This window comes from Campylobacter sp. 2457A (assembly GCF_020135895.1).
Taxonomy (GTDB): domain Bacteria; phylum Campylobacterota; class Campylobacteria; order Campylobacterales; family Campylobacteraceae; genus Campylobacter_D; species Campylobacter_D taeniopygiae.
This window is the reverse complement of record NZ_JACHTO010000007.1, coordinates 1-18,728: the sequence shown is the minus strand read 5'-3', so window position 1 is coordinate 18,728 and position 18,728 is coordinate 1. Positions and strand designations below refer to the sequence as shown.

The following is an 18,728-nucleotide window of genomic DNA, read 5'->3' as shown; positions in this document are numbered from 1 at the left end:
CAAATACTACTTAATTAACTCTTAAGCTTGGCTTTTATTTGATTAAACAAATTCATTACTTTATCTTGAAGTTCATTTGCTTGCTCTAATGAATTTGCTTCAAAACGAGTGATAAGATATGCACTTGTATTAGACGCTCTAAGTAAGGCCCAACCATAGCCAAAATCAATTCTTGCTCCATCAATTTCACAAAGACTTTTTACACCCTCTAAGGCACCTTTTTCAACTGCTTTTTGAAATTCGCTAACGATTTGAAATTTTTCTTCTTCATTTACTGGAATTTTAATTTCCGGCGTAGTGTATAATTTAGGCAATTCTTTAATCATACCCTCTAAATCAAAACCTTTATAAACAAGTTCTAAAGCTCTTAAAAAGGCGTAAATTCCATCATCATATCCAAAATATCTATGCTTGAAAAATATATGTCCGCTTACTTCTGCAGCCAAATCAATATCTTTTTCTTTCATCATTTTTTTAATATTTGAATGTCCAGTTTTTCCCATAAAAATAGTTCCAAATTTGGCAACCTCATCAAAAAGATTTTTGCTGCATTTTACTTCTCCTAAAATTCTAGGATTTGGGATATTTTTAGCAAACAAATAACAAAGCTCATCTCCGCAAAAAATATGAGTTTTGCTTAAAGCCACTATTCTATCGGCATCGCCATCAAATGCAAAAGCAAGTCCATAATCTTCATTTTGACTTAAGAAATTTTTCACAGCCTCTAAATTTCGTTCTTCTGTTGGATCAGGATTGTGATTTGGAAATTGTCCATCAGGATTGGCAAACATAAGATGGGCTTTTAAATTTAAAGCTTTTATTAGCGGCTCTATCACAACTCCAGCTGCTCCATTACTACAATCAATAGCAAATTTATAGTGAAAATCTTTTAAAAAACTAAATTGCTTAGTCATAAATTCCACATAAAGACTTAAAATATCGTATGACTGTGTATCAAAATTATCTTCTATTTCATCATCTAAATGCTTATAGACTTCTTTAGAAAATTCTTTTAATTCAGTTCCAAAAAAACTTTCCTTACCTATGGTAATTTTAAAGCCATTATATTCTTTTGGATTGTGTGAAGCTGTGATCATGATATTTGCATCAAATTTCAACCCCTCATAAAGACTAAAGTACCCGAGTGGAGTTGGAACAAGCCCTATATTATAAACTTTAATACCGGCTTTATTTAATCCACTAACCAAATATCCAAAAAGTTCTTTAGCACTATACCTTGCATCATAACCCACACTTACATTTTTACAAGATCTTTTAAGCATAGTCTGACCCAAACAATAACCTATCGCCTTAACGCTTTTTTCGTGAAGTTCCTTTCCATAAAGTCCGCGTATATCGTATTCTCTAAAAATCACATCAAGCATATGCAAATCCTTAAAATAATTAAAAAATTTTTCAATATAATAAATTTTAACTATTAAGATAAAGAAAATTTTGATACAATTTTACATTAATTTCACTAAATAAGGAAATTTTTATGGATGAAGAATTAGAAAACGAAGAAGGTAAAAAGAAAAAAGGCGGAATGCTTGTTATTATCATAGTTGTTTTACTTTTTGTATTGCTTTTAAGTATTATGGGTGTTATAGCTTGGCTTATTTCAAGTAGCTCTAGTGATGAAACAAAGATCAAAGAAGCTCCTAAAGAAGAAGTTAAAACAAATAAAACAAAAAATTCAGTTCCAACTCAACGCGGTAGTGATTATGCTAATATAGGTCCTATGTATCCTCTTGATCCTTTCACGCTAAATCTCTTAAGCGATAGTGGCTCAAGATACGTAAAATGCACAATAGAGCTAGAACAAAATAGCGAACTTTTAAAGCCTGAACTCGATAAAAAAGTGCCAGTTATTCGTGATATTATCATTAGAACCTTAACTTCAAAAACATTTGAAGAAATCAGCACTCAAAAAGGAAAAGAACGTTTAAAAGATGAATTGGTGGGTAAAATCAATGAAATTTTAACCGATGGTTTTATTAAAAACGTTTATTTTACAGATTTTGTTGTGTCTTGATGCGTGTAGGTTGCGATATTGTTGCTATTAGCAGAATAGAAAAAATTTATCAAAGGCATGAAAAATTTTTTTTAGATAAATTTTTAAGTCCCAAAGAGCAATTATTGATCAAAAGTTCTGCAAATTTAGCAGGACTTTGGGCAGCAAAAGAAGCAGCCAGTAAAGCTTTGGGGACTGGAATTTGCGATCTTTGTGGATTTTTAGATATAGAAATTGACAAAGATGAAAGAAATGCTCCCAAACTTCGATATTCTAAAAAAATTATGGATCATTTTTGCATCAAGCAAACATCTCTTAGCATTTCACACGATGGCGGTTTTGCCATTGCTATCGTTGTCTTAGTTTAATTTCCTATAGTTTGTTTATCTAAATTCTTTGAAAGTATAAAATCAACAACTGGTTGCTCTCTTTTATTAGCCCTTTTACAATGATCTTTTTGAAAAAAATCCGTAATCTTAATGACTATTCTAGCCCACTTTTTATGGTTTCTTTCTCTCCACGCATGAGAAGACACACTCTCCCAAGCATAACCATTAAACAAACTTGCATTGACAAAATGATCAAGCGCCCTTACGCCTTGTCTAGCACGTGCGGTATTGAAAAAAATTCCCACAATTACAATAAAAATATAACCTAAAACCGCTAAAGGAACAATAGCACAAAGCAATAAAGTTCCCGCTAACTTTTCCCTTAAACTCCCTTTAATTTTATGCTTAAAATGAAAAAAAATCGCTCGATTTCTATTTTTCACCCTTAACATCCCTTTTTCTAAATTTAATTCTCATCCCATTTGCTGATCTAATAGTCAAGCGTCCTACCACATCAGGAGTAAAACCTTCTTCTAATTCTAATTTATAAGTTTTTAAAATATTAGCTAAAATCAAAATAGCCTCTTGCATTGCAAAACCTTGCCCTATGCAAATTCTCTCTCCCATACCAAAAGGCAAATATGCATCTTTTTTATATTCTTCATCAAAACGCGAAGGATTAAAGTCATTAGGATTTTGCCAAAAACTTTCATGGCGATGTATAAGCCATGGTGCTATTACAACTCCTGATCCTTTTTTAATGGTTTTATCTCTTACAATGGTGTCTTTATTGGCTTCTCTTGCAAAAAATCCCACAGGAGGATAAAGTCTTAATGACTCTTTAAAAATATTAGTCAAATATTTAAATTGTTTCAAATGCGAAATCTCAATAGTATCATCTTTTAAAATTTCAATAATTTCTTCATAAGCTTTTTGCTGTTCCTCGGGATAAAGGCTAAGTAAGTAAAGCGTCCAAGTTAAAGAACTAGCCGTAGTTTCATGACCTGCTAAAAAAAGCATAGCCACTTGATCTAAAATTTCCTCAAATGAAAAACGCTGATTGGTTTCTGCATCAACCACCAAAAGCAAAGAACTTAAAATATCTTCAAATTTTCCCAACTCTCCTGAACTGACAGCCTCATAGCGGGGCTTTATAATATCGCTTAAAACTTGCCTTATAGTATCTCCTGCTTTCGCTCGTTTGCGATCTCCTAGAATATAAGAAAGCCATTTTGGAAAATAAAACATGCGACGCATAGCCGTATGCACACTTTGTTCTTGAAAAATCACAAAAGCATCAAGAATTTTTTTACCTTTTTGTGCATCAAGCTTAGAAGACATGATAGTGCGAAAAATAACATCGGCTGTAACAAAAGTCATAGCTTCATCCACTTCAATCACTGAATTATCCGGATATTTACTAAAACGCTCCATCATATCTGCTACAGCTTCACTCATGAGATTAAAAACTTTATTGATGCGTGTCATTTCAAAACTAGGTCTTAAAAGCTCACGTTGTTTTTTCCAAACCTCTCCGTTGGTTGTAAAAATACTTTCTCCTAAAAGTGGGCTTAAAAGTTCATGCAAAAAGGCACTTTTTGGGAATTCTTTAACCTCATCAACCATCATTCTTTTTACTTCTTTGGTATCATTGATCACATAAAGATCAAAATTAGGCATTTTAACATAGCCTGTTTGCATTTTATAGCTACGCTCATAAAGCCCATCAAGCCAAGATCTACGCTTAAGCAAAAAGGTTAAAAAAGTTGAAGCCTTATTTTTATAAGGTTTTGGGTAGAAAGGACACCTGCTCATATTTTTATTTCCTTTTCTAAAAATTGAGATGACAAAACAAAATTAAAAAAATCGTAACTGCCCTTAATACTTGGACTATAAAGATATAAAAAATGTGCTTTGTTTTTATCTTTTTTGATTTTTTTATATTCATTTTTTTCATACAAAGTATGAAATTTAGCGCTTAAAAAATGCGGAGTAAATTTCGCATTGACACCACTTGTACGAAAAAAATCAACTTGAGGAAAACACGCTCCATCAATAACCGAAGTGTAATCATACCATTTTAAATCAAATTGAGAAACAAATTCTAATTTTTTTCTAAAATCATTGGACTTTTTTTGATAACTCACCAAAGGAATGCACTCGCCCAAAGTAATAATCTTTAGCTTATTTAATATTTTTTGTTCTAAATTTTGCTTTAAAATAAAATCCAAAACCTCAATACAAACTATCGTTCCAACACTATGAGCTATTAAAATTAATTCATAGTTTTCATTATTTTCATTCTGCTTTAAATTTTGCAAGATTGTATTGGAAAATATTTTGATTCTCTCTTCCATCAAGCCTTGTTTTTTATAGTGCCAATTTGCACAAAAAGCACAAATTCTAGCTATCCAAAATACTGCTAATTTTTTACCAAGTTTAAACAAAAAGCGAAAAATTAAAAAAGAAAGCAAAATTCCTAAAATAATGGAAAAAGAAAAATGTATATAATTTTTTGCAAGAAAAAAAGCTGCAAAACCAGCAAATAAAGAAAAAAATAAAGAAAAAAGTACATAAAAAAATGGATAATATCCAGTGATTAATTGATAAATTGATTCTTTACCAAATTTGATAAAAAGACCTGTGATCGTATAAATTCTAAAAAAACTGTAGCAGTCTTTTAAAGCATCCAAATAACTTTCTGACCAATTTTTTTTTACTATATCATTCCAAGTTAAAAAATGATATTTAAGCTTTACATTTTGAGTATCGACTTGAAAAAAAGGAAAAGTTTTATGATGATCAACTTTACTTATACTGGCTTGAATATCAAATTGATTGGAATATTTTTTTAAATTTTTTTTAAACAAATCATAATAATATCTATAACTTTTAGGATCATATCCTGCTATATAAAATACTTCTCTATCCATAAAAAATCAATTTCTTAAACTATTTTTTTTCAAAATTATAACAATTTTTTTTAAAAACTTTGTTAATTAAAATTTTTACTTTTATGATTTAAAAATGAATTTTTATAAAAATTAGCGTTAAATTGATTACTTCTTAAAAGATAATTTTTAAAATGGCAAACTAAAACCGGATTTGGTCTATAAGCGTGAGCTTCTCTCCAGAAAAAATGAAGTTTTTTTGGATAGGTTAAATCCTCAAAATCATAAAAAGCCTTGCCGCAAACCTTAGTAGGACAACCTTCCAAAATAGCACTTAAGCCAACAGTAGAATTTATAGTAATGCACCCTAAAGCATTTTTTAAAAGTCTTGGCAAATGAGAATCATGGACATATAAAATTCGTCCTTCAACATGATATTTTTCACTAAGCTCTTGAATCAATTTAGAATAATTTTTATATCCTCTATCCATAGGATGATGTTTAAAAACTAGATAAGATTTAGCCCTAGCATGATTGGCAAAAGAAAGTATGGTTTCTTCTATAAATTCTTCTATGCTTTTTTTATAGTGATATTTAACTTGTGTATCATTATAGACTTGTAAAATAGCTAAAAAATATTTCTTTTTAAGATCATAAATCTTATTGTTTAGTTTTTTTTCTGCAAATTTATAAAAATATTTTCTATATAAAGATCTAAACCAAAATAAAAACTCAAAAGGATATAAGGTACGATGGTGAAGGGTATTGTTAAAAAATGGAGCTAAAAGAAAAGAAAATAACCAATATAAAAAAGCATAAAAGGCCATGTATTTAAATCCACCAGGGATTTCTTTTATAGATTTTTTACTACAAACTTTTTGATTGAGATAAAAATTTTTATTGCGAGGCAGCAAAGAATTTGCATTAACGCCGTTTTTTTCAAAAGTAATACAATAAGGTCTTAGATACCCTTCTTCAAAAATCCAAACATCGATGTTTAATTTTTTAGCAACCTCTATGGCCTTTTTATGGATTAACCGGCAATCATTATACATCAAAATAGCTTGAGTCTTGTGTTGCTTAAAAAGTTTTTCATAAAATTGTGTTAAATTTTCTTCCTTATCCTTGTAAATTTTTGCTTTAGGATAAAATAAAAAATCCCCGCCATTAAAATTAATCTTTAAAATTTGAGCATTGTATTTTTTTAGTTTTTTTGCCAAACGATAAAAAAAATTACCCACTGGTCCTTGCAAAAGAATGACATTTTTTCCGCTAAATTCTTTTTTTACTTTTTTATCAAATTCCATTTTAATGCTACAAATTCGTAAATTCTTCTTATTTTTCTTAATATAAAAATTCTAAAATCAATGATTATTTTTTGAAAAGGTTTAGAAAAATAATCTTTTTGCATTTTTAACATTATATCTAAACAAAGTTCAATTTCACATAAGTTTTTTGTTTTTGGATGAATATATCTTGGATATTGCACTAAAACACCAGCTACAAGCTCTTCTAAAGTCAATTTTCTCGTTCTTCTTAAACATTTTTGCTTATCTTGCGTTAAGCCCCAACCCGCATAAAAAGGCATACCATAAGTAAAAACTTTTTTAGAGCGCAAAAGTGCATCAAATCCTGAAGTAGAAGTGATCGTATGCACTTCATGGCAAATTTTTATCGCACTATCAATGCTACAATTTTTTATAATCTCATCGCAATATTTTAAAATAATTTTTTCATCCTTTAAGCCTTTGCGATTTCCACTTAAAACATCAGGATGAGGCTTAAAAACAATATAAGCATCTTGATTTTTCGATCTTACTTCCTTAATCAAATTCAAAGTCGATAACCCAAAGCCACCTAAAATCATCGAAGCATCATCCTCAACTTGCGCAGGGATAAGAATAATTTTTTGTCCTTTTTCAGCGTTAATCTTAATATCTTGATGTTTGATACCATTGTATTTTGAAAATTTATTCTCTTTTAAAATTTGGATAATATTTTTTGCCCTTGATAAAATTTGCTCATCAAAAACCTCATTTTGCAAGATATTTTCTAGGCGACTCTCTTGATTTGGGTCAATATAAAGTCCTTGATCATCAACAATTAAAGAATAAGGGCGCGTAAGATCAGAACCCAAAGAAATAGAACGGATAAAACCATCTTCTACTAAAGAAATTTTTGGAATAAAGCTAGTTAAATTTTCATCTTGTGCTTTTTTTACAAGAGTATTTCTTAACTCATTAAAATTGACTCTCTTGCCCCAAATGAAAAATTTATCACTTTTTTTTAGCTTATATTTATCTAAAGCTTTTAAGGAATTTAAAAAAAATATTTCATTATCCTTAGCCTTAAAAAAAGGTTTCATAAAATACCTTTTCCAAAGAGTAAATCCTAACATAAACAATCTATTGGAATTTTCTTGTTCTATACTTTTATATTTTGCCAAGGTTTTAATCGTGTCAAAAATATCACTTTTTTGATTTAAATAAGGATTAAAATACTGACTATAAAGCATATAAGCGATATAAAACACTTCTTCAAGGCTTCTTTTTTTAACCCTTCTTAAACATTTTTGCTTATCTTGCGTCAAACCCCAACCCGCATAAAAAGGCATACCATAACAAACACACTCACAACCCATAATCAAAGCTTCAAAACCCATCCCAGAGGTTTTAGTATAAACTTTATTAAAATGTTTTAATAAAGCCATAGGATTAAAATTCTCACTTATAATCTTGTATTCTTTAGGCAAGGAATGTATATCAAAATCGCTTTGTTTTTTTCCGCTTAATACATCAGGATGAATTTTAATATAAATTTGAGAGTTTGGATTTTCTTTTATAGCATCTTTTATCATTTCATTGGTATTAAAATTTTGCGCTAAGCCGTATTTTAAAGATGCATCATTTGCAGTTTGAGTGATGATTAAAACGCGGTTTTCATCTTTTGAAAAAAAATCATTTGGGATATCTAAATTGTTATTGTATTTGCTAATTTTATATTTTTTTATAAGTTCTATAGCTTTTTTAGCCTTGTCTAATTCTTCTTGATTTAACTCATAAGTGTTTAAAAGATTTTCTAATTTTGAAGGCTTGGTAGCATCATAATAAATCCCTATATCATCGCAAACTAAGCTAAAACTAGGTGCATTTTCAACGCCCAAATTTAAAGATCTTATAAAACCATCTTCTAAAAGCATAAATTTTGTATTATATTTTTGGGCCAATTCTTGTGCTTTTAAGCCGGATTTTTTTTGCCCCCAGCCTACAAAAATATCTTGTTTTTCACATTTTGAAAAAATATTAAACCATAAAACAGAATGAAAATTTTGAACATTAATAATTAATTTTTTTGAAACACTATAAAATTTCATATATTTTCACAACAAGATAAAATTTTCTGTTTTACTTTTTCCAAGTTAAATAGTCCATTTTTTGCTCTAGAATTAAGATTACTAAAAATATTTTCAAAATCTTTTTTAGTTATTTTATAATCTTTAAAATTTGTTGATATATTAAGAACATCAAACAAATCTATAATATCTTTTTTGTAAGACAATAAAATGCTATTTTCATCACTTATGCATTCAAGCAAAATTGGAATTGTAAAACTACAAGCTAATCCATGCGGAATTCTAAATTGCATAGTCAAAGGATAACTAATTGCATGAGCTAAAGCTGTTTGTGTATTTGAGAAGGCTAAACCTGCATAAATACTTGCTAAAATTAACTTTAATCTTAATTCTTTAGAATTTAAATTATTTTGCAACTGTGGTAAATATTTTAAAATCAATTCAATAGCTTTAATTGCATGATTTGTAGATATATCATTAGAATTTTTATTCCAAATTGATTCTATAGAATGAGAAAGAGCGTCTAAAGCCGTATATATTGTTAAATCTTTAGGTATATTTAAGTATAAATTTGGATCATAAAAGGCTTCTTTGCAATATAAATTTTCATTAGACAATGAAAATTTAATATTATTAGCGCTATCCCAAAATGTCGCCCACTGAGTTAATTCACTACTTGTTCCAGCTGTGGTAGGTATAGCATAGATAGGAATAAATGAAGAATTCTTTGAAATTTTTAAATCTTTTCCTTCTTTTAAAATTTCACCAGATACACTAAAATATTTTGCCGCATCTAAAACGCTTCCTCCGCCCAATGCTATAATTTCACTATAGCCATCGAATTCTTTTTTTAATTCTTTAACAAATTCTATTTCAGGATTAGAAGCTATATTAAAGATGTAAGCTTTTAAACGCTGTCCTAATCTTTCTTTAAAAACTCCAACAAAACCTTTTTCATAAAAACTTTTAGATGTAATAAGCAATATAGAATTCGTTTTAAGACTGTCTAATACTTTAGTATATTCAACATTAAAATTCATTTTTACAGGATTGTAGTATTTGAAATTCATCTTGTTAATCTTTACTCAAAAAATTTGCCATTCTTAAAGCAACTTGCCTTGGAGTAACTTTAGGTCTTCCTAATTTTTCTTTACTTCCTTTAAGAATTTTAACATAAATTAAAATTGCTCCTCCAGTATTTCTATTTTTAAAAAAGCACAAAGTTTGCTCAAGTTCTTCAAATGAAGATATAATAAAAACTTTCTCATAACCGCAAAAATATGCCACTTCTGCAAAATTTACATTAGGAGAAAGATTAAATTGACCTCCAGTGCTATCATGGCTTTCATTATCTAATAATATATGACAAAAATTACCTTTATTATGCAAACTAGTATAATAAGCATTTGTACTTAAAGCTCCAAGCCTCATAAGCAAAGCAGAATCTCCATCAATAGCAATGACTTTTTTAGAAGTTTGCAAAGTTACGCCCAAAGCTAAAGAACTCACGCACCCCATTGAACCAACCATATATAATTGATTATCTAAGTCTTCAACTTCATATAACTCTCTACCTGTTTTTCCTGTGGTTGCAAATAAAGCAATTTCATTCATTTTAGAAAAATAACTTAAATGCTGTAGCACTTCTATTCTTTTTGGTAAAAAATTAGAATTAGAATCTTTTACTTGAAGTGTATTTATTTTTTTTTCAAAAAAAATATTCTTATCGTGATTTAAAGCACATTTTTCAAAAGTATTGTTTTTAACAATAAAAAAATAACTTTTTCCTTTTGCTAGATAATCGTAAGCTACTTGCAATTGCTGCTCAGCCTTATTAAAATTACTATCTAAAAAATCATAAGCGATATCACAAGTTCGAAGCAATTTATCTGTAATTATTCCCAAAAGTTCGTGCTGAGGCTCATCTGTATTATTCCCCATATCGTCTCTTTCACCTCTTAAGGATACAAAACCTAAAATAGGAATTTCAAAAGTATAATTTAAAGAAGTAAGAGGAGATAAGGCATTACTTAGTCCACTATTTTGCATTAAAACAACGCCGAAACTTTTTTTATAGTTTGCTAAACTAATACCACTAGCGATTGCCACTGCATCACCTTCATTATTAGACATAATGAAAGAATTAGTATTAATCGCATAATTAATCATAGGAGCAAGATAAGAACAAGGAACACCGCTAAATTGAAAACATCCGATTTGCTTTAAAGATTCTCCAAATAACTCCATTTTTAGCATTAAACTGTCCCAGGTATGAGATTTAAAATTTCATCAATTTTCATACATTTTTTTTCAGATTCTTCACTTCTATCGTTCTCTAAAATTTCTTTAGCTATACTTTGCATTGCCACAAAAGAAGAACGAATCATATGATTTGCATATACAACTATATTAACACCATATTTAGCTAATTCATCGGCTTTAATTCCACAAAAACTCGTAGGAACAACAACAATAGGAGTCTCTTGATCTTTAGATCTAAATATTTTTAAAAATTCAATAATTTCATTTGCATCTTTATGACGCGAATGTATCATTATTCCATCAGCACCTGCTTTAATATAAGCAAAAGCCCTTTGTAAAGCATCATCCATACCTTTATCTAAAATTAGAGACTCTATTCTAGCAATAATCATAAAATCATTTGTTATTTGAGCTTTTTTTCCAGCTTGAATTTTTGCACAAAAATCCTCAATATTATCTTGATTTTGAACCACATCATTGCCAAGTAAGGAATTCTTTTTTAGACCTATTTTATCTTCAATAATAACAGCAGAGACGCCGATTCTTTCAAGACTTCTAACCGTAAACACAAAATGTTCTAATTTTCCACCCGTATCTGCATCATAAATTAAAGGTTTGGTAGTAACTTCAAAAATTTCATTAAGGGTATTTAAGCGACTTGATAATTCTACAGCTTCAATATCAGGCTTACCTCTAATAGTTGAATCAGCCAAAGAACTTGACCAAAAACCATCAAATTCAACCTTTATACCATCTTTAGTTACAAAAGTATTTTCAGCTATTAATGCAGAAATTGCTGAATGGGTTTCTAAAATTCTCAATGGCTTTTTAGCATCAATCAAGCGCCTTAAAAGTGATAATCTAGTATTAGTTGTAATCCCTAAAGATCTTGCATTTTGATTTAATTCAGTAGAGCTAATACCTTCTGTATATTTAGGCTCAATAAGCTCTCCACAATTTAGCTCTTTTAATAACGCGATCACATTTGATCTTTCATTTTTTTGAGGCCCCTCTTTCCAATCATCACCATGAATTACAAAACGTGGTTTTAGCTTTGTAATATTTTCAGCATAGCTTAAAGTATTTTGCGGAATAACTTCATCGATAAATTCCATACTTTCAACAATAATTTTTCTTTGCTCATAATTCATATATGGGAGACGCTTATAAGAAGCTATAGCAGAATCGGTTAATAAGCCCAAAACGACCTTACCATTAATTTTATCAGCATATTCTCTTGCTAGTTTCATAATATTTATATGACCAGGATGTATTAGATCAGCTGACATAGCTATATACACAACAGGTGTTTTATTCATCTTTATATCCTTTAAATTACTAACTAAAACTAATTTTTAGGCATAGAGAATAATATCATTTTTAATTAAAAAAATACTAAAAATACTATAAATTAAATTTGAATTTCCAAATCGCTTTTAAAGTCAATTTCACACCAATTGCTCTGAATTCTCACAGCTTTAGCATTGTGAAAATGATCAATTAAGGCTTGCAAAAAACTTGTCATATACATATTATCAAAATCTTTTCCATCATACAAAGCATTTCTATCCAAATGATCGTAAAAATCAATGAAAGAGGATAAAAATTCAGCACTTATCTTAAAAAGACCTATGTATTGTCCTTGAATTTGATCATAATTTTGTGCTTTCTTACCTAGTTCTATTATAAAGCCGTTTTCATCTATTTTTAAAGTTTCTGCATCCTCAAGAGGATTTTCAAATCTTTTTTCCCAAAGTTTTTTCCAATCCTCATCAACAACGATAGATAAAGGATCTTTTGCTTTTTTTAAAAGCTCGATTGTGTTTTTAAAATAAACAATATCCGCATAAGAAACAATCAAATCTTGCTTATCTTGAACACAGATTTGCAAAAATTTTCTCGCACAAAAAAGAGTATGTAACATATTAGTCGAAGAATAATTTTCATTGACGTAAAAACAATCCAATTTAAAGCGTTCTTGAACAAATTTCTTTAAAACATCAAATAAATATCCACCCACAATAGCAATCTCATCAACCCCAGCTTCTTTTAAAGCCTGAATTTCATAAGATATAAGCTCTTGATTTTGATACTTAACCATACATTTTGGATTATTTTGCGTTAAAGGCATCAATCTTGATCCAAAACCAGCCGCTAAAATAATAGCTCTCATTGCTTCTCCTTTATAAGATTAAGCCATTCTTTTAAAATATTTACATTTTCAAGCCCGTTTTCTCTTTCTATGTGCCACATTATGCCATAAATATTTTTATCTTTATGCTTAAAAGCCTCTATACTTTTATCGCTTGCTTTTGCTAAACTTATTAAATCCTTTCCCAAAGCTGAAATAGCATAATTATGAAAAGAATTAACCACGCAATTTGCACCATCATTCAAAAGAATTTCATGATTTCCTATGTGATTTATACAAGAATTTAAAGAAGAATCAAAATAATGTGCGATCATTTGTGCACCTCTGCAAATTCCTAAAAGTGGAGTATTTGTTTTTAAACAATACTCGATAATTTTCTTCTCATAGTCATCTCTTTTACAAGATAAAGCACCATGATCATAAATGCTTAAATCATTTCCTCCGCTTAAAATCACAGCACTAAGATGTTTTTCATACATGCTAAAATCGATTTCATAGCTTAAAGACAAAGGTAAAAATCCTGAAAATATTTCTAAATTAAAAAGCCTACCCCAATCTAAAGCCAATGTTTCTCTTTCTTCAAAATAGCTTTGATTGCAAATAAGTCTTTGAGTGATCCCTATAAACAAAATATTTGCTCACTTTCACATTCTATATTAATTCTACTTGCCTTAAGATAGGTTTTAAAATTTTCTTCTCCAACACCTATCACAGCAGGGAGTCCTAATTCTGAAGCTCTGATCGCCATATGAGAATTAGCACCTCCATAGCAAGTAATAAGCCCTGCAATTTTTTTAGCAAACAAATAATCATACCCTGGATCTGCAGCGTAAATTAAAACTATTTTTCCTTCCAAATCTTGATCATTTTCTCTAGCTGTATTTGCAATAATACTTTTTTGAGTAATAAAATTAGGAATAATACGATGCGTGTAAAAAGAAAAAATTTGATCAGGATTAGATAATAAAGAAGGTAATTTTATAGCTTGAGTTAATTCGTATTCTTTTTTATGACGTGAAATTTCTTCTAAAAACTGCTCTTTAGGATTGATAGAATAAAGACTTGAATAAAGATTTAAAATACTTTTTATATCAAGATGCGCTAAATCTTCTTTTTCGATTTTATAGTAATGCCCTAGTTCTTCTATATAAAATAAAGCTTTAGATAATAAACGCGTGAATTCAAATTTTACCCATTCTCTTCCTTCTATGGCCTGCTTTAAAAAATCAAAAAATTCTTTAAAATCAATCTCTAAGCCATGCTCTTTAAGTAAAGTATTTAATTGTTCTTGTTTTTGCTTTGACATTTTAAATGTTTCATCGTTAAAATGTGATTTATTTTCTTTTTTCTCGCTGATATTAAAATACAAATCAAAATTTTCATCATATCTAGGTGATAAAATATTATAAGTTCCAGCCCTTAAATGTCCAAATTCATATAAAAATTCTTCTTTATTGTTTTCATTAAGTTCGCAAGTTTTTTCACTTAAAATTTTACTCACAGTGTTTAAAGAATTTAAGAAACTATTTTTTTCTTCTTTGGTAAAAAAATTAATTTCGACCAAAGAATTAAGAAGTTGCATCGCTACAAAACCCGCTCTTGCAACACCCGCAAAAGGTAAAGTTCCATAACGCTTACACTCTTCTAAAAGCCAATAAATTTTATCGATCAAAGAAAAATCGGATTTGATAATGTTTTCATATCTTTGCCTTAATTTAGAAGCTTTTTTAATATCCTTTAAATAAAGTCCAGAAGAAGGATTGATAATTTTATTAGTTAATTCAAGTAAGCTAAATTCTAAACGCTTGATTTCATTTTCATTAAAACCATGTGTTAAAAGCTCTTTGAGTTTAGCCGGGGTGTTAAAATCATAACAAGAATACACTATACTAAATTCGATTTTATCATGTAATTCATGATTTTTATTTAATTTATCAAGATAGAAATTCGCTAGTTTTTCAGCGATCTTTTCATCCAAATTCTTTGGAATAAAAGAATTAAAAGAAAGTCTTACATCTACAAAAGGTATACCCAAAAAAGAATGGATCAAAGGATGAGATCTTAAATCCCTATAGCCATAATTATCACGTTGATAAGCCCAAATATTATCGGTTATAATTTCTTTATATAAACTAAAAGCTAAACGCTTTGGCTTTAAGCCTATAATCTCTGCAGGATTCCAATCAGGCATCACTCCAAAAAGTGCTTTATCGCCTAAAATCCTAGGGCGTAATTCTTGTAAAGACATAAAACGCTTAGCAAATCTCTCTAAAGCTTCTTTAGGTAAAGCATCAAAAAGATTGTTTTTATTGTGCATAATAAGAGGTCTAACTTGCAAACAAATAAGCTCACTTTTATGTCCTAACTTAGCAAAGGCAAATTCAACATCTAAAAAATGACAATCATATAAATTCTCTAACTCTTTAATCAGCTCTATAATTTGCTTTACTTTTTCATCTTTAAATTCTAAACTTTGGCGATAATGATAATAAGTCTTGGCATTTTTTACACTTCCATCGGTGATGGAATTACTCGAACCGCTTTCATCGTATTGTAAGCAAAAATAGGGTGCAAAATTATCTTTATCTACACTAAATCCAACCCCACAAAGCTCTATATTTTCGAGCATAGGCTGAATTAGAATTTCATCATCTTGTAAAGGCATAGAATTTCCAACTTTTTTTAAAGCTTGCAAAAGTTCTATTTTATCGTTAGTTAAAACGTTTGCAAGGGATAAAAAAGCTCCAGCGTTAGAATTTACCATGCTATCTTCACTTGAAGATGAACTTCTGATAATCACTTTTTTGGTATTTAAATGAGAAATTTTTTCTAAGATCGCTTCTTCGTTTTGCTCTAATTCTTTAAGCGAAGTTAAAACCAAAGGCAAAACTTTTGCTTTGGTTAATTTCGATTGTAAGTTATAAAGATTTTTAGCCTTGGTTTGAAAATTTAACTCCGCCATATTTTCCCCATTTATATTTTTTTAGCACTCCAGCAACGTGTAGTGTATTTGATATCGAATTCTTTAGGAAGTCTTTCTGTGATCTTTTGACTGATCTTTTCAAAAAGCTCATTTCCTTCTTTTGTTTCCAAATCCCAATAAGGATTTTTAACACTTCTCCACGCATTGATATAATTTTCAATGCTTTGATGAAAATAAAAATCTTCTTCTATATAAACTATATTATCAAAAAGATCTTTACGGGCCTCTATAATAGGTCTTTGATCTTCTCTTCTAGTTCCTCTTGTATAATTTGGCACAAATTCTATGATGGTATCCTCAGCGATCTTTTGCATCGGATCATTTAAATCTCTGTGATTCCACATACAAGAAAAATAACCGCCTTTTTTAAGCAAACGATGTGCTTCATTTAAAGCTTCATTTCTATCCATAACATTAAAGCTGCTTCCAAAAGTAACCCAATCAAAACAAGAATTTTCCAAAGTTGAGTCAATTCCAGTTGCTCTAACCCACTCTATACTTTGCCCTTTAGTTCTTTCAATACCAATTTCTCTCATAGCGTCATTTGGCTCTACTGAAACAACGTTGCAATTTCTCTCAAGCAACATGATGCTCAAATTTCCCGTTCCAGCTCCAATATCAGCAACTTTTAAATTCTTACCCCCCCCAACAAAGTAATCAACATGTCTATAGTTTTTGGCGCATAGTTTGGTCTATAGCTATAAAATTTTGCATGCTTGGTGTAATCCCATACTTGTTCTACTAATTTTTCCATTTATATTCCTTTAAAAATTTAATCAGCTTTTTTAGCTGTCCAAGCCCTTATTTTATAAGGTATTTCTATATTTTGCATTTTTGAAATTTTAGCCTCTATCATTTCTAAAATTTCTTTCCATCTTTTTTCACCTGCTTGTGCTTGTATATCATTTACAGAATGCCAAGCTCCAAGATAACGTTCTTTATCCCAAATTTCTTTATAATCACATTCCATAAAAAAGCAGTCTGTAAAATCCCCTGTTGAAACGAGGATTTCTTCCCATTTTTTAACATTTTGACTTCCACTGCTCACACGAGCAAGCTCTGGAACAATATGTTTAATCTCCTTTTCGATCTCATCAAAAAGCGAACCCTCTACAATGTGACGAGGATTCCAGATCGCAGTGAAATACCCCCCCCATTTAACACTCTTGCAAATTCGGGTAAAGATTTATTTGGATCTGTCCAGTGAAAAGAACTAGCCATGATAACCCAGTCCGCACTTTGATCTTGCATATGAGTTTGTTCGCCACTTCCTTTATGCCAAGAGATATTAGAAAGTTCTTGAGTGAATTTTTTTCCTTCTTCGCGCATATTATCATTTGGCTCTACTGCATTGATTTGGCATGCAAACATTTGAGCTAACATCTTAGTAAGCTTACCTGTTCCAGCTCCAACTTCAACAATATTAAGATCTTTTAGATCCTTTTTATTGTCATTGATACAAGCAACCAATTTTTCCAATAAAAATGGACTATAAGCGGGCCTATTGTGATAATGCTTTGCAACTTCTGTAAAATCACCTTGTTTCATAACTCTCCTTTAAATTGATTTTTAAATTATATCTTAATATCTTTAATGGCTTTATTAATTGCTGCTATTTTTTATTTGTTATTTCATTTTTACCATCCAATTCCTCACACATTTTTTCAAATTCTTGGTAGTATTTCCAAGAAGCTACTATATCTGGGCGATGTTGTTTTATGTAAATAAGTTCTTCATCTAAAATATTTTTGGCACTTACCCTAGCACTTGAGTTGCTGCGTAAATGTTTTAAAACATCTTCAACTTTAAGCATTAAATTATCTTCTATTTGAATTCTATGATATAATTTTTCCATTAATTTTTTTATATATAAAAATACTTCTTCGCAAAAAATGCTGTCTTTTTTTAATTGAGAATAATCATCTTTTTTAATATAAATACCGATTAAATTATCTGTTTTTGGCAATCCAATTTCACGATAAAGATCTATATAATTCTTATCATGCTCTAAAGCTTTAATATAAATTATAATGCTATCTGCTTTTTTATTAACATTTATATTGCGTTTTGATTTTAACAAATCTTCTTTATTGACATAGAGTATCAAAGGGAATAAAAAATATAAATTTCCGCCAAATAATTTTCTTGTTAGATAATCCTCATCTTCTTGTTTTGGACTTTGAAAATTAAATTTTTTGGCCAAAATTTGCATAGTCTTTATAGTTTCCCTGCCCCTTATCTTAGAAACATCCAGATAGGTACAATCTGTAAATTTTGAAAAACAATCTTTTAAAGTTTTCCATAAAAAACTTTGAGGTCTTTGCCCCTCTAGATCATCTGGCAAATCATAAGTATATTCTTGAACTTCTTTTACAATATCATCGAATTTAAAAGTTAGATCAAAATCTCTTGATTTAGCTAAATCATTTCCCCATTTATTACCATATGCATGTTTTATTAATTCCATAGGATCTCTAATTTGAAATAAAATAGGTGTTATTTTTTGAAAAGATGAAAATAATTTATCTCTTTTGGTTTGATTGCCATACCATAGCGGATGAACATCACTAATAGTAACAATATTTCTTTCATTTTTCAACTCTAAAAGTCTATTATAAAACTTACTATAGCGCACATCCCCTTCACCTCCACAAAAATAATCAATACTATAAAAACGCCCTAATAAAAATAAAAAATTCATAAAAACACAAGCACCAGCACCATGACTAAACATCAACACAAACT

General features: G+C 29.5%; 15 protein-coding genes and 2 pseudogenes. 2 read left to right on the top strand and 15 right to left on the bottom strand.

The features are described from left to right. Window positions 1-14: 14 nt before the first annotated feature. Entirely contained in the window at window positions 15-1,385 is a 1,371-nt protein-coding gene (locus tag H2280_RS03440) for a phosphomannomutase/phosphoglucomutase (protein WP_137623780.1), read from the bottom strand. A gap of 113 nt (window positions 1,386-1,498) precedes the next feature. Here H2280_RS03440 and fliL point away from each other — a divergent pair, with 113 nt between their 5' ends. Further along, complete coding sequence (fliL, locus tag H2280_RS03435) at window positions 1,499-2,035, top strand: flagellar basal body-associated protein FliL (RefSeq protein ID WP_137623781.1); 537 nt, start codon at window positions 1,499-1,501, stop codon at window positions 2,033-2,035. Continuing rightward, window positions 2,035-2,382, top strand: coding sequence for a holo-ACP synthase (acpS, locus tag H2280_RS03430; RefSeq protein WP_337215679.1), 348 nt, complete (start codon window positions 2,035-2,037; stop codon window positions 2,380-2,382). The genes fliL and acpS overlap by 1 nt, the downstream gene beginning before the upstream one ends. On the opposite strand, the gene H2280_RS03425 is transcribed toward acpS, so the two are convergent. From H2280_RS03425 to H2280_RS03360, 14 genes and pseudogenes are all read right to left on the bottom strand, one after another. Beyond that, complete coding sequence (locus tag H2280_RS03425) at window positions 2,379-2,795, bottom strand: hypothetical protein (protein WP_137623783.1); 417 nt, start codon at window positions 2,793-2,795, stop codon at window positions 2,379-2,381. The two genes, acpS and H2280_RS03425, sit on opposite strands and share 4 nt — an antisense overlap. Further along, window positions 2,776-4,158: a cytochrome P450 gene (locus tag H2280_RS03420; protein WP_337215678.1), complete on the bottom strand. Its 1,383-nt coding sequence runs from the start codon at window positions 4,156-4,158 to the stop codon at window positions 2,776-2,778. The genes H2280_RS03425 and H2280_RS03420 overlap by 20 nt, the downstream gene beginning before the upstream one ends. Further along, on the bottom strand, window positions 4,155-5,276 hold the full coding sequence (locus H2280_RS03415; protein ID WP_337215677.1) for a DUF829 domain-containing protein: 1,122 nt from the start codon (window positions 5,274-5,276) through the stop codon (window positions 4,155-4,157). Before H2280_RS03415 ends, H2280_RS03420 begins: the two co-directional genes overlap by 4 nt. A 62-nt stretch (window positions 5,277-5,338) precedes the next feature. Beyond that, window positions 5,339-6,541: a capsule polysaccharide modification protein KpsS gene (kpsS, locus tag H2280_RS03410; RefSeq protein WP_337215676.1), complete on the bottom strand. Its 1,203-nt coding sequence runs from the start codon at window positions 6,539-6,541 to the stop codon at window positions 5,339-5,341. Beyond that, window positions 6,520-8,607 (bottom strand): capsular polysaccharide biosynthesis protein, encoded by a 2,088-nt coding sequence (locus tag H2280_RS03405; protein WP_337215675.1) that lies wholly within the window; start codon window positions 8,605-8,607, stop codon window positions 6,520-6,522. The genes kpsS and H2280_RS03405 overlap by 22 nt, the downstream gene beginning before the upstream one ends. Further along, a complete protein-coding gene (locus H2280_RS03400; RefSeq protein WP_337215674.1) occupies window positions 8,604-9,656 on the bottom strand; it encodes a phosphonoacetaldehyde reductase in 1,053 nt (350 codons plus the stop codon). Before H2280_RS03400 ends, H2280_RS03405 begins: the two co-directional genes overlap by 4 nt. A 4-nt stretch (window positions 9,657-9,660) precedes the next feature. After that, window positions 9,661-10,842, bottom strand: a complete 1,182-nt coding sequence (aepY, locus tag H2280_RS03395) for a phosphonopyruvate decarboxylase (protein ID WP_337215673.1) — start codon at window positions 10,840-10,842, stop codon at window positions 9,661-9,663. Beyond that, window positions 10,842-12,167: a phosphoenolpyruvate mutase gene (gene aepX / locus H2280_RS03390; protein ID WP_337215672.1), complete on the bottom strand. Its 1,326-nt coding sequence runs from the start codon at window positions 12,165-12,167 to the stop codon at window positions 10,842-10,844. Before aepX ends, aepY begins: the two co-directional genes overlap by 1 nt. Before the next feature lie 92 nt (window positions 12,168-12,259). Beyond that, window positions 12,260-13,021 (bottom strand): phosphocholine cytidylyltransferase family protein, encoded by a 762-nt coding sequence (locus tag H2280_RS03385; RefSeq protein WP_337215671.1) that lies wholly within the window; start codon window positions 13,019-13,021, stop codon window positions 12,260-12,262. Further along, complete coding sequence (locus H2280_RS03380) at window positions 13,018-13,629, bottom strand: gamma-glutamyl-CDP-amidate hydrolase (protein ID WP_337215670.1); 612 nt, start codon at window positions 13,627-13,629, stop codon at window positions 13,018-13,020. The genes H2280_RS03385 and H2280_RS03380 overlap by 4 nt, the downstream gene beginning before the upstream one ends. Continuing rightward, a complete protein-coding gene (locus H2280_RS03375) occupies window positions 13,620-15,962 on the bottom strand; it encodes a PEP-utilizing enzyme (protein ID WP_337215669.1) in 2,343 nt (780 codons plus the stop codon). The genes H2280_RS03380 and H2280_RS03375 overlap by 10 nt, the downstream gene beginning before the upstream one ends. A gap of 11 nt (window positions 15,963-15,973) precedes the next feature. Continuing rightward, window positions 15,974-16,737: pseudogene (locus H2280_RS03370) on the bottom strand (class I SAM-dependent methyltransferase). Between the two features lie 18 nt (window positions 16,738-16,755). After that, window positions 16,756-17,531, bottom strand: a pseudogene (locus H2280_RS03365) (class I SAM-dependent methyltransferase). Window positions 17,532-17,595: 64 nt separating this feature from the next. Beyond that, window positions 17,596-18,728, bottom strand: a 1,133-nt coding sequence (locus H2280_RS03360; RefSeq protein WP_337215668.1) for a DUF2972 domain-containing protein, incomplete at its 5' end; no start/stop codon positions are given.